The sequence below is a fragment of the Pseudonocardia sp. genome (assembly GCF_050250275.1).
GTDB lineage: Bacteria > Actinomycetota > Actinomycetes > Mycobacteriales > Pseudonocardiaceae > Pseudonocardia.
On sequence record NZ_JBFWOY010000025.1, the window covers coordinates 93,980 to 106,595 of the forward strand.

Below are 12,616 nucleotides of genomic sequence, written 5' to 3' on the forward strand. Positions count from 1 at the left end.
GGTCTCAGATGACGGGCCAGGCCGGGCTGGGGTCGATGCCGATCTTCTTCAGGATGCGCCGGTCCGTGGCCTCGACCTCCTCGCGCAGCGCGCCCTCGTCGAACACGGTGCTCTTCTTGTTCTCCAGCACGACCTTCCCGCCGATCAGCACGGTGTCCACCGAGTGCCCGGTGACGCCGTAGGCGAGGTTCGCGATCGGGTTGTGCAGCGGCCGCCAGTCGTAGTCGTTCGTGTCGAAGACGACGATGTCGGCCTGCTTGCCGGGCTCCAGCGAGCCGGTGACGTCGTCGAAGCGCAGCGCGCGGGCGCCGCCGAGGGTGCCGAGCTCGACCGCGGTCTCGGCACTGACCGCGCCGGGGTCCTCGCGGGCGTCGCGGGGCAGCAGGGCCGCCAGGTAGATGGCCCGGCAGATGTCCTGGTGGTTGGAGCAGTTCTCGGCGTCGGTGCCCAGTCCCATCGGCACGCCTGCCGCGACGAGCTCGGGCCACTTGCTGTGCTGGGTGGTGCCCTTGGCGAGCTTGAGCGCGGTGCTGGGGTTCCACGAGACCGTCGCACCACTGTCGGCAATGGCGGCGACGTCGTCGGCGTCGAGGCTGGTGACGTGGTTGAGCAGGGTGTACTCGTTGAGCGCCTTGATGGTCGCGGTGTGCTTGACCGGGCGCTCGCCGAACACCTTCAGCTCCAGCTCGACCTCGCGCTGGCTGGTCGACTTGTGCTGCACCGCGAGGGTCCGCGACTCCTCGGCCAGCCGGGCGGCGGCCACGGTCAGCTCGTCGGAGCACGTCGTCACGCCCTCGACGCACACGGCCGGCCGGATCCGCTCGTTGCCGAACGCCTGCACGGTCTCGAGCCCGTCCTCGAGGCGCCGGATCGCCGCCGCCGTGTCGAGGCGGAGCCAGTCCGGCAGCCCGTCGTCGCCGCCGGACCCGCGCTGGTCCCACGTCCACAGCCCGATGCGGGCGCGGATGCCCGACTCGGCGATCGCGGGCAGCACTGCGTCGATGTGGTTGCAGCCCGGCTCCTCGAACAGCGTGGTGCCGTTGCGGATCATCTCCGCGGTGGCGTGCCGGGCGTAGACGAACATGTCCTCGGGCTCCAGGGAGGAGAACGAGGGATAGATGAAGCGGCGCAACGACTGCAGGGTCGTGCCGCCCTCGGGCATGGCCCCCTTCGCGCAGCACAGCAGATGGCGGTGCCCGTTGGCCATGCCGGGCATGACGACCGCGTCGGGCCGGTCGATCCGCCGCGCCGGGGTGAACTCGCGGTCGAGGTCCGCAGCCTTGCCGACGGCGACGATCGTGTCGCCGAGGACGGCGACGCCACCGTCGCGGAGGATCCGGCGTTCGGCGTCGACCGTGATCACCCACGCGGCCGTGACCAGGAGGTCGCAGGGGCGAGCAGGTCCGGCGGGGTCGGTCATGCGGTCTCCCTCGGCGTCGCGACTTGAGATCGCAAACCTGACCCACCAGTGGACCCTCTGTCAAGAGGTCAGCAGTTGTCGCTCCTTCCCAGGGTGGCGACTCTAGTGGGTGCCGCGCGTTTCGGTCGTGTTACACCAGTTCAGCGCGTTGTCTTCGCGGTGTCGCGTCTTGCCGCCGCGAGGCGAACCCTAGATGAGATCTTGAGATCTCATCTAGGATCCACAGGCTCGCACCCGCCGTCCCGAGGAGAGTCGCGCATGACCGTCACGACGCCCGCGCCCCCCGCCGTACTCCACCACTGGGCCGGCGGCACCCCCGTCGAGGGGGAGTCCGGCCGGTTCGCCGACGTCACCGACCCTGCCACCGGCGCGACGACGGCGCGGGTGCCGCTCGCCTCCGCCGACGACGCCGCCCGTGTCATCGCGACCGCCCGGGCCGCGTTCCCCGCGTGGCGCGACGCCTCCCTCGCCCGGCGCAGCAAGATCCTGTTCGCGTTCCGCGCCCTCCTCGACGCCCGCGCCGACGAGCTCGCGCAGATCATCACCGCCGAGCACGGCAAGGTCCTCGCCGACGCGGCCGGGGAGGTCGCGCGCGGCCTCGAGGTCGTCGAGTTCGCCTGCGGCATGCCGCACCTGCTCAAGGGATCCGCGACCGAGAACGCCTCCACCAACGTCGACATCGCCTCGATCCGCCAGCCGCTCGGCGTCGTCGGGATCATCTCGCCGTTCAACTTCCCCGCCATGGTCCCCATGTGGTTCTTCCCCATCGCGATCGCCGCCGGCAACACCGTCGTGCTCAAGCCGTCGGAGAAGGTCCCCGGCGCGGCACTGTGGCTCGCGCGGCTCTGGCAGGAGGCGGGGCTGCCCGACGGCGTGTTCAACGTCCTCAACGGGGACAAGGAGGCCGTCGACGCGCTGCTCACGAGCCCCGACGTCGCCGCGGTCTCCTTCGTCGGCTCCACACCCGTCGCGCGCTACGTCCACCGCACCGCGACCGAGCACGGCAAGCGGGTCCAGGCGCTGGGCGGGGCCAAGAACCACATGGTCGTGCTGCCCGACGCCGACCTCGACCTCGCCGCCGACCAGGCCGTCAACGCCGGCTTCGGCTCCGCCGGCGAACGGTGCATGGCCATCTCCGCCGTCGTCGCCGTCGGCGACGTCGCCGACCGGCTCGTCGCCGCGATCGCCGACCGCGCGCGGGCCCTGCGCACCGGCGACGGCCGCCGCGGCACCGACATGGGCCCGCTCGTCACCCGCGCCGCGCTCGACCGCGTCACCGGCTACATCGAGGCCGGGCAGCAGGCCGGTGCGACCCTCGCCCTCGACGGACGGACCGCCCGCTACGACGCCGACGGCGACGGGTTCTTCGTCGGACCGACACTGTTCGACCACGTCACCACCGACATGTCGATCTACACCGACGAGATCTTCGGCCCGGTCCTGTCGGTGCTGCGCGTCGACACCTACGACGAGGCGCTCGCCCTGGTCAACCGCAACCCCTACGGCAACGGCACCGCGATCTTCACCCACGACGGCGGCGCCGCCCGGCGCTTCCAGAACGAGGTCGAGGTCGGGATGGTCGGGATCAACGTGCCCGTCCCCGTGCCGATGGCCTACTACTCGTTCGGCGGCTGGAAGAACTCGCTGTTCGGCGACACCCACGCCCACGGCACCGACGGCGTGCACTTCTACACCCGCACCAAGGTCGTGACGACGCGCTGGCCCGACCCCTCCCACCGCGGCGTCGACCTCGGGTTCCCGCGCAACGCCTGACGCCCGGGCCTGCGGAACCGCCCGAGATCACCAGCGCCGACGTGTTCGAGTGGCGTGCCGTGTCTGGACGGCGTCACCATCAACGGCGTCGATGACTGTCAGAAACGACAGTGCTTTCCGGTGTGCCCCGCATCACCACTAGCGTCGGGTCCGCGCTCCAAGCTCCGGTTCGGACCGTCGGGTCCGTATCGCCGCCGTCCCGCGGCACCGGACGGGCCGACTCGACGACGAGTGAGGGGACCGCCTTGTCCACCACCACGACCCGAAGGCTGCTACTGAGGTTCGTCGCCGTTCTCGTCGGCCTGACACTGGTGGCCGCGTGCGGATCGGCCACCCCGTCCGGCACGAACGGCGCCGGGGGAGTGCAGGCCACCAACCCCAACGGCGGCGACCCGGCCACGGAGGGAACCCCGAAGACCGGGGGCGTGCTCGTCATGGGCACCGACCGGGAGGCGGTCGGGTTCGACCCCACGATCCAGAACACCAACATGGCGGCGTTCGCGGTCTACGACTCGCTCATGAAGCTCACCCCCGACGGCGGGGCGGAACCGTACCTGGCGAGGTCGATGGACTCACCCGACGGCGGCACGACGTGGCGGATGGGCCTGCGAGAGGGCGTCACGTTCTCCGACGGCACGCCGTTCGACGCGGCGGCGGTGATCACCAACGTGCAGCGCCACATCGACAAGAAGTCCTCGCCCGGCAACCGGTTCACCGCACCGATCCGGTCGATGCGGGCGATCGACCCGCTCACCGTGGAGTTCGGGCTCGACGGGCCGTTCGGGATGTTCCCGGTGGCGTTCGCGGGCAACTTCACCGGCGGCAGCCTCGGGTTGATCATCTCGCCGGCGGCACTGCAGAAGTACGGTGCGCAGATCACGACGAACCCGGTCGGGGCGGGCCCGTTCGTGCTGAGCTCGTGGGTGCGGGACTCCCGGATGACGTTGACCCGCAACCCGGACTACTGGCAGCAGGGCCTGCCGCGCCTGGACGGGCTGGAGTTCCGGCCGCTGCCCGACACGGAGAGCCGGTACGCGTCGATCGAGAACGGTGACGTCGACCTGATCTTCGGTGGCTACCACACGGAACTGGTGCGCGGCATGGCGAACCCGAACCTGCGCGCCTACTACGGGCCGGGGCACGGCGCGGAGTGGATCATCTTCAACCACACCACCGCCCCCTTCGACGACCACCGGATGCGGGAGGCGCTGGTCCGCGGGATCGACCTGAACGCGCTGGCCGCGGTGCAGTTCCGCAACCAGATGGAACGCGCGACCGGCTACTTCAGCGACTCCAGCGAGTACCAGACACCGGAGGCCGCCGCGGCGTGGCCGGCCTACGACGTCCAGCGCGCCAAGGCCCTCGTGCAGGAGTACGTGGCGGGCGGGGGGAGCGCGACCGTCGTCTACAAGACGACGAACGCGCCCAACCGGGTCGAGTTCGCGGAGTTCCTGCAGGCCCAGATGGCGACGATCGGCATCACGCTGCAGCCGCAGTTCTACGACCTGGCCGAGTACTCCTCCAGCGTCGTCCAGAGCCGCGACTTCCAGATCGCGGGCAACGTCGGTGGGCCGGTCGACGCGCCGTACCCGTCGTCGTCGAACGCGCTGCGCACCGGCGGCAGCCAGAACTACGGTGCCTACTCCGACCCCGAGGTCGACGCGATGCTCGACCGCGCGGCCCGCACCACCGACGACGCCGAACGCACGCGCCTCTACCAACAGGTCCAGCTCGTCACCAACCAGGACCTCGCGATGGCCTACTACAGCCGCGGGTACCTGTCGACGATCACGAAGCCCGAGGTGAAGGGCGTCGTCCGGTACCTGACGCGCGACATGTTCTACGCGACGGCCTGGCTCGACCGCTGACCAGCGCCCACCACGTCACCGGTAGTTCGGTCACGCCTCCGCTGACGTGGCCGACGCGGACGCCGACGGTGTCGAGGCCGCGGGCCAGGCGCAGGTCGGGGAGGCGGCGGGCGGGCGTCGCGAAGACGGTCCGCACCCGGGCGGCGTCGTCGGGTCCGGGCGGGACCGGCCGAGGCGCTTGTCGCCCAGCAGGGTGCGGACGTCGTCGAAGCCCGGCCCGCGGGGTCGTCACGGCGGCGACGGGCCGCCTCGCGGCGCGTGACGGCGTGGAGCGGGGCGAGGTCGAGGGCCGTCGGGCCGGTCGACGGGGGAGTCGGTGGCGGCGGTCATGGCGCTCCGGCCGGGAGGCGCGACCGTCCACCGGACGTTCGGTGGCGCTCACTGCCGATCGAGAGGCGTCGACCTCACCCGGACAGTGACCCGGCCGCGGTCGTCGCACGTCGCCACGGCATGTCCCGTGCGCTCCGCCCGGCGCGACGGGGCACGCCCACACCGCCTTCGCCGGCGTACTCGGCGAGCGGTCGACGACGGGTGTTCCGCCAGGGTCGCCGCGTCTCGGCGACATCTCGACGGTCGAGGCCGAGGCGGTTCGAGCGCCCGGAGCGATGCGCCCGGACGACGGTCGCCTGCTCGTGATCACCGCGCCACGAGACCCCTAGCTCGAACCAGAACAGGCCCGCACGGTGAACGGGCCCGGTGGCGAGTGTGCGACTCCCGGCACGGTTCGGGTACTGCGCCTACTCGCGAGCCGGGCGAGGGCCGGGGCGTGCGACGTCGACCGGCCGGCACGGATGCGCGGGCGGGTCGAGGTCGGGGAGTTGGACCGTGTGCCGGGGTCGGCTTCGTGGGCGGCGGCCGTGGTCGATCCAGCGGGGTGGCAGGAACTGCGGGAGGCCGTTGCGCAGCAGCACAGCCCAGCCGCCGTGGTGGACGAGGCGGTGGCAGGCGCGGCAGAGCATGGTGCAGTTGTGGATCGAGGTCGCCCCGCCCGACTCCCAGGGGATGACGTGGTGGATTTCGCACCACGACGGTGGTCGGCCGCAGCGGGCGCAGCCGCGGTCGCGGGCGGCGACCGCACGGCGCAGGCCGTCGGAGATGACGCGGCGAGCACGTCCGACGTCGAGGGGCTGACCTTCGCCGCCGAGCACGACCGGCACGACCCGGGCGTCGCAGCACAGCAGCCGCAGCTGCTCCGGTGTCAGGGCACCGCCGACGTCCAGGCAGCCGGCGCGGGCGCGCCCCTCCAGGTCGTCCAACCGGACCGTCACCGTGAGGTGGGGGCGTTCACCGCCGCGGGCGGGCACGTCGGCGTGGTCGAGGACGAACGCGCAGGCGTCGGCGAGCGCCTCGGCCTGGCGCTGCCCGGCGGATCGGTCGTCGTCGGCGGTCGGCGGGGCGGAGTGGGCGTCGACGACGGTCGCGATCGCGTCGAACATGGTGGGGTCGTCGAAACGGCCCTTGATCCGGCCGCCGGCGCCGTCGGGGTTGCGGGTCACGGACAGTTCGTTGACCGGGACCGGTGGGCGGTCGTCGGGTTCGGGGCCGTCCTGGTCGAGTGTGTCGACCAGGGCTGTGGCCCAGGCGTGGAGGTCGGCGGGGCTGTAGTCGCCCGCCTTCGCGGCGATCTGGGTTTCGGCGGCGGCCCACACGTCGGGTGCCAGCCGTCGGGCCGCGGGGGTGTCGAGGACGCGGGCGATGATCTCGGCGTGGCGTGCCGAGCAGTTGCCGGCTGCGAAGACGGTCGCGGTCGCGGTAAGTCGGGCGGGGAGAGCGGTGCCGTCGAGGGCGACGGTCTCGACGGCGTGCTCGGCGACCGTGAGGCGGCGGCGGGCGTCGGAGCGTTCCCAGCCGAGCAGGTCGCCCAGGGCGGTGACGGTGGAGCGGTAGCCGCGTTCGGCGAACACCCCACGCCGCTGCAGGGCGGCGACCGCACCGATCGAGAGCCGTTCCAGGAGTCGGGCGGCGCCTTCGCAGACGGTGAGGGCCGAGAAAAGCTCGTCGTCACCGGCGGCGGGACCGGACACCGCGGCCAGCTCTTCGATCGCCTGCTGCAGCAGGCGATGCGCGGCGAAGAGCTGACCGGTCGACACCACACGATGATACTCGAACATGCGTTCGATTCATCGCTCGTCGTCGCAGCTCAGCTGCCATCTGGCGACGCCGTCTCATGGGTGCGTGGATCGTGTCCGGTTGTCGGCACAGTCATCAAATCAGGCTCCAACGAGCCGAGGTCGAGGAAGGTTCAGGTCCCCCGTGGCCGGGCCGGGTTCCCACGTTCGGTGTCGAGCCCGAACTCCACCGCCCCGGACATGGCCCCTGCGCGGTCCGCTCAGGCCGTCCGGCCGGCCCTGCGCCACGCCGCGGGCGGGACGCCGTGCTCGGCGCGGAACCGCCGCACGAAGTATCCCGTCTCCCGGTAGCCGACCCGGCTGCCGATCTCCGCGATCGTCAGGTCGGACCCGGCCAGCAGCCGACGGGCCTCCCGCATCCGCCGCTCGGTGATCCACTGCTGGACGGTGCGGCCGGTGCGCCTGCCCACGACCGTCGTCACGTGCCCGGGGGTCAGCCCGACCGCGGACGCCACGTCGCGCAGCGAGATCGGCTCGTGGAACCGGGTCTCGACGACGTCGAGCACCGCCGCCAGCAGCGGTTCCACGCCCTGGTCCGCCGGCGGGCCCGGCTGCAGCCGTCCGAGCCGGACGAGCAGCAACGTCAGGTGGGCGCGGACGGCGTCGGCGTACCCGTCGCGACGCCCGCGCAGCTCGTCGTCGAGGTCGCGCAGGTGCCCGGCCCAGGCCGCCCGCTCCTCCTCGGGGACGTGGAGCCGTTGCGCAACCCCGCGCCGGTGTCCGCCGAACGCGGCGAGCAGGGGATGGGAGCGCCAGGAGGCGAGGGGGGCGGCCGCGGCGGGATCGACGGCGTCGGCGGGGAAGAACACCGCCCACATCCGGGCGTCGCTGCGGCGTGGACCGGGCCGGGGGGTGACGACGGCCCCGGGCGCCATCACGAACGCGTCGCCCGCGGTGAGCGGCCAGTCGTGGCCGTCGACGCGCATGACGTCGGCGCCCTCGACGACGTGGAGCAGCACGAGGAAGTCGTGGGCGTGCGCCCCGAGCATCACGGCGTCGTGCGGCGCGCCGTCCCACCGGCGGACGGTGACGGGCGGCACGCCCGCCCGCCGGTCGTAGCCGACGAGCTGGACGCCGTCGGAATCGGTGACCGAAGAAAGTCCCATCATGCCCACAGTTCGTTGCTTGTCCGCAGATGAAGGCACATCCACACTGGGAACGGTAATCGAACTTCGTCTCCTGGAGGAGAACATGAGCACCGCAACCGCCGCCCGCGAGTACCTGCCGGCGATGGTCAACCCGCGCCTGCTGCCGTTCTACGACCGGTTCTCCCGGTTCCTCGGCGCGCGGGACGCGCATTGGAGGCTGCTCGTGCAGGCCGGGATCGAGCCGGGGACGCGGGTCCTGGAGATCGGCTGCGGCACCGGGAACCTGGTGCTGCTCGCGGCGCACGCCGAGCCCGCCGCGGAGATCACCGGGATCGACCCCGATCCCGAGTCGATCTCGTGGGCCCGCCGCAAGGCCGCCAGGGCCGGTGTCGCCGCGACGGTGCGGGAGGGGTTCGCCGAGGAGATCCCGCTGGCCGACGGCAGCGTCGACCGGGTGCTGTCGTCGTTCATGCTCCACCACGTGTCGGCCCCCGAGCGTGTGCAGGCGTTGCGGGAGGCACGCCGGGTCCTGGCTCCCGGCGGCCGGCTGCACCTGGTCGACATCGACCGCGGTGAGGCGGTGCCGCTGGCCCGCGTGGTGTCGCGGATCGCGTCGACACGCCTGCGGGCAGCGGCGCACGGCCACCTCGGCCGCCACGACCACGGCGCCGAGGGGCACGGCGCCCCGGGACACGGGCACGGCCACGGGCACGGGCACGAGGGCCCGGACGTCGCCGCGATGCTCGCCGAGGCCGGGTTCGCGACCGTCGTGAACCTCGGGACGGGGGAGAGCAAGCTCGGCGGCTTCACGTTCTGGCGCGCCGAGGACTGAGGTCGTGGGTGGCGACAGGCGCTGTGGCGACCGCTGCCGCTCGCAGGGTTGACTGAGGCATGAGTACGTCCGAGGCGGCCGTCGAGGTCGCCCACCGCTACCTGACGCTGTGCTCCGACGGCCACACCGACGAGGCGGCCGCGCTGCTCGCGCCCGGCGCGTCGATCGTGTTCCCCGGCGGCGTCGCCTACTCCGGGCCCGCCGACCAGGTCGAGCACGGGCGGACGCTGTACCGCCGGGTCGACAAGGACATCGAGCGCGTCGACGTCTACCGGTCCGCCGACGACGCCCGCTGGTGCGTGATCGTCAACGGCACCCTGAACGGCGAGGCGATCGACGGCGGCGCCTTCGCCGGGGTGCGGTTCATCGACCGCTTCGGGGTGCGCGACGGGCTGGTCGACGAGCACCACGTGTGGAACGACCTCGCCGCGGTGGGGATCGTCACCTCCTTCGCGGCCGGTCGCTGACGCCGGCGCCGACCCGGGCGAGCGACCGGTCGGGCAGCGTCACGACCAGGCAGATCCCGCCGACGACCAGCAGGAACACTGCGAGCCGGTGCAGGCCGGGGGTGTCGGCGCCGTCGGCGAAGAACTCGCCGGTGGCGGCTGCGGCGACGATCGCGCCGAGGTAGGAGAACGTCCGCAGCAGCCCTGCGGACGAGGCGGTCCGCTCCGCGTCGGACTGGTGGTAGACGGCGTTCTGGTTGCCGAGGCCGCCCAGCCCCATCGCGACGCCGCCGGCCACGGCGATCAGCACCAGCAACCAGATGCCGCTGTCCGCGCCGAGCGCCAGGAACAGTGCGACCTGCACGACCTGGGCGAGGGCGGCCACGACCAGCTTGGCGCGCACGGCGCCGTTGCGGCCGGTGAGCGCCGTGACGGCGATCGTCGTCACGAACATCGGGAGCATGAGGAGCCCGGCCTGCGTCGGGGTGAGCCCGCGCGTCTCCTGCAGCCACTGGGTGTAGCCGTAGATGAAGGCGTAGCCGATGGTGAAGGTCAGCAGGGCGCGGACGTAGGTCGCGACCAGGGCGGGGTTGCCGCCCAGCACCCGCAGGTCGACGAACGGGCTCGTGGCGCGCAGCTCGCGGACCGCGAACACCGCGGCGGCCGCGACGGCGACGAGCACCAGGTACCAGTGCCCGGTCGAGGGGGACATGAGGAACAGCAGCAACGTCGTCAGCGTGACGGCGAACAGGGCGATCCCGAGCAGGTCGGTCCGGGGCCGCGGTGCGTCGGCGTCGGGGGCGGGGTGGCGGGGGAGCCGCAGGGCGCCCAGGACGAGGCAGGCGACGGCCAGCGGGACGTTGACGGCGAACACCGCGCGCCAGCCGCCGAGGCCGACGAGGACGCCGGCGATCGTCGGGCCGACGACGGCGACGATCTGGCTCGCGATCGCGAGCAGCGCCAGCAGGCTCGCCGGGCTGTCCTGTCCGGTGCGTCTGCCTTCGCTGCGGATCAGGTACATCGCGGCGGGGTAGCCGGCGCACGTGCCGAACCCGAGCAGGACGCGTGCGATCACGAGCACCCAGAGCGACGGGGCGAGCATGCCGAGGATTCCGGCGAGCCCGGCGAGCGCGGTCCCGGCCAGGTAGAGCCGGCGCGGGCCGTGGACGTCGACGAGCCTGCCGACGACGGGCTGCCCCACCGCCGTCGCGAGGTACAGGCCCGACACCAGCCATGCGGTCTCCGACGGCGACGCCCCGAACGCGAGTCCGATCGGCACGAGCGACACCGCGATCATCGAGGTGTTGACCGGGTTGAGCGTCGCGCCGAGCATCATCGGCGCGATGAGCCGTCGGTCGAACGCGTCCGTGACGTGGGTGCGGCTCACGGTCCGGTGACCCGGTCGAGCAATGCCATGGCCTCGACGACGGTGCGCCGCTCCGCCTCGGTGAGCCGCTCGTGCAGCGCTCTGGCCAGCCATTCCTCGCCGGCGCGCCGGCCGTCGTCCAGCAGCGCGGTGCCGGTGGGGGTGAGGGAGAGCAGTCGGCGGCGGCCGTCGCCGGGGTCGGGGCGGCGCTCGGTGAGGCCGCGCTCCTCGAGCACGGCGAGGGTCGCGGCGATCGACTGGGGGCGGACGCGTTCGGCGGCGGCGAGGTCGCTCGCCGACAGCGGGCCCTCGCGTCCGATGCGGCTCAGCGCCGAGATCTGGGTCGGCGTGAGGTCCATGGTGTCGTAGGTCTGACGCAGGCGTCGCCGCAGGCGTCCGACGAGCACGCGGACGTCGCGCGCGGCATGGGTGGCGGACTCGGACAGGACGGCGGGCACGTCGCCGACGGTAGATTGTTCAGTTCAGACTGTCCAGTTTTACCTGTGCAGTTGTCCCGCGGACCACGAGCCGCGGCGCCAGCACGACCTCCCGGCGATCGACGGTCGCCCCGTCGAGCCGGGCGATCACCCGACCGACCGCCGTCGCCGCCAGGCCGTCGCCGTCCTGTGCGACCGTCGTCATGTCGACGTGGGAGAGCCGGGCGAGCCGGCTGTCGTCGAACCCGACCACCGACATCTCGCCGGGTACGTCGACGTGCGCGCGGCGCAGCCGGTCGAGCAGGCCGGTCGCGCAGCGGTCGTTGAAGGCGGCGACGGCCGTCGGCCGTTGCGGCAGCGCCATGAGGGCCTCGGCCGCGGCGGCCCCGTCGTCCTCGGTGAGCCCGCCCGGCACGACGCACGCGTGGCCGTCGAGACCGTTGCGCGCCATGGCCCGGGCGTAGCCGCGGCGGCGTTCGGCCGCACCAGGGGCGGACCCGCCGTCGACGTGGGCGATCCGCCGGTGCCCCAGACCCGCGAGATGGTCGACGGTGAGGTGCAGGCCTGCGGCGTCGTCGGTGCGGACGACGTCGATCGCCTTGCTGCGCACCGCCCGCGCGACCACGACGACGGGCAGGTGCCGGGCCGCGGCGACGAGCTGGGCGGCCGGCAGCTGGGGGCCGAGCAGGACCATGGCCTCGCACCGGTCCTGCTGCAGGTCGGCGAGCGCCTCGGCCTCGCCGCGCCGCGCGGTGGTGGCCGAGAGCGCCAGCTCGTACCCGGCGTCGCGGGCGGCGACGTAGAGCCCGTCGACGAGGTCGCCGTGGAAGGCGTGTGCCACACCGAAGGAGACGCCGATCAGCCGGGTGCGGGAGCGGCCGAGCATGCGGGCGCGGGCGTCGGGGCGGTAGCCCAGCTCGTCGGCGGCGGCGAGCACCCGGGCGCGGGTCTCGGCGCCGGCGCCGGGGGCGTCGCGGATGACGATCGACACCAGCGCCCGCGAGACGCCCGCGCGGGCGGCGACGTCCTCGAGCGTGGGGCGGCGGTTCATGCGCCCAGGGTACTGGAGCGCTCTAGTCCCGGCCCTTGACGTGGCGGCGGTGGGCCGCCCACACTCGACGGCGACTAGATGTACTGCTCGGGCAGGTTGGTGCAGGGCGACACACCCGTGAGGGTGCTTGATCCAGGGAGGACCTCCGGGCTGAGTGTGGAGCTGCTGAAGGCACCCACACCCTCGCCCTGGAGGTCCTCGTGTTG

At 72.9% G+C, this 12,616-nt stretch carries 10 protein-coding genes; 4 read left to right on the top strand and 6 right to left on the bottom strand.

Annotation, left to right across the window (positions count from 1 at the left end; all coding sequences use genetic code 11):
• Positions 1-4 precede the first annotated feature (4 nt).
• Positions 5-1,420 carry an amidohydrolase family protein gene (locus AB7F12_RS21995; protein ID WP_428497072.1) on the bottom strand — a complete coding sequence of 472 codons (1,416 nt, stop codon included), beginning with the start codon at positions 1,418-1,420 and terminating at the stop codon, positions 5-7.
• 258 nt (positions 1,421-1,678) lie between these two features.
• Between AB7F12_RS21995 and AB7F12_RS22000 the strand changes: the two genes are divergently transcribed.
• Positions 1,679-3,193 carry a CoA-acylating methylmalonate-semialdehyde dehydrogenase gene (locus AB7F12_RS22000; RefSeq protein ID WP_428497073.1) on the top strand — a complete coding sequence of 505 codons (1,515 nt, stop codon included), beginning with the start codon at positions 1,679-1,681 and terminating at the stop codon, positions 3,191-3,193.
• 245 nt (positions 3,194-3,438) lie between these two features.
• Complete coding sequence (locus AB7F12_RS22005) at positions 3,439-5,061, top strand: ABC transporter substrate-binding protein (RefSeq protein ID WP_428497074.1); 1,623 nt, start codon at positions 3,439-3,441, stop codon at positions 5,059-5,061.
• A gap of 737 nt (positions 5,062-5,798) precedes the next feature.
• Here AB7F12_RS22005 and AB7F12_RS22010 read toward each other — a convergent pair.
• Complete coding sequence (locus AB7F12_RS22010) at positions 5,799-7,151, bottom strand: DUF222 domain-containing protein (RefSeq protein ID WP_428497075.1); 1,353 nt, start codon at positions 7,149-7,151, stop codon at positions 5,799-5,801.
• 239 nt (positions 7,152-7,390) lie between these two features.
• Positions 7,391-8,296: an AraC family transcriptional regulator gene (locus tag AB7F12_RS22015; RefSeq protein WP_428497076.1), complete on the bottom strand. Its 906-nt coding sequence runs from the start codon at positions 8,294-8,296 to the stop codon at positions 7,391-7,393.
• A gap of 85 nt (positions 8,297-8,381) precedes the next feature.
• Here AB7F12_RS22015 and AB7F12_RS22020 point away from each other — a divergent pair, with 85 nt between their 5' ends.
• Both AB7F12_RS22020 and AB7F12_RS22025 read left to right on the top strand, forming a co-directional pair.
• Complete coding sequence (locus AB7F12_RS22020) at positions 8,382-9,110, top strand: class I SAM-dependent methyltransferase (RefSeq protein ID WP_428497077.1); 729 nt, start codon at positions 8,382-8,384, stop codon at positions 9,108-9,110.
• A gap of 59 nt (positions 9,111-9,169) precedes the next feature.
• Positions 9,170-9,577, top strand: a complete 408-nt coding sequence (locus AB7F12_RS22025) for a hypothetical protein (RefSeq protein WP_428497078.1) — start codon at positions 9,170-9,172, stop codon at positions 9,575-9,577.
• Here the strand turns inward: AB7F12_RS22025 and AB7F12_RS22030 are convergent.
• Genes AB7F12_RS22030 through AB7F12_RS22040 form a run of 3 tightly spaced genes read right to left on the bottom strand, consistent with a single transcriptional unit; the run spans position 9,552 to position 12,410 of the window.
• Entirely contained in the window at positions 9,552-10,943 is a 1,392-nt protein-coding gene (locus AB7F12_RS22030; RefSeq protein ID WP_428497079.1) for an MFS transporter, read from the bottom strand. The genes AB7F12_RS22025 and AB7F12_RS22030 overlap by 26 nt on opposite strands.
• On the bottom strand, positions 10,940-11,380 hold the full coding sequence (locus tag AB7F12_RS22035) for a MarR family winged helix-turn-helix transcriptional regulator (RefSeq protein ID WP_428497080.1): 441 nt from the start codon (positions 11,378-11,380) through the stop codon (positions 10,940-10,942). Before AB7F12_RS22035 ends, AB7F12_RS22030 begins: the two co-directional genes overlap by 4 nt.
• A 19-nt stretch (positions 11,381-11,399) precedes the next feature.
• On the bottom strand, positions 11,400-12,410 hold the full coding sequence (locus tag AB7F12_RS22040) for a LacI family DNA-binding transcriptional regulator (protein WP_428497081.1): 1,011 nt from the start codon (positions 12,408-12,410) through the stop codon (positions 11,400-11,402).
• Between the last annotated feature and the right edge of the window lie 206 nt (positions 12,411-12,616).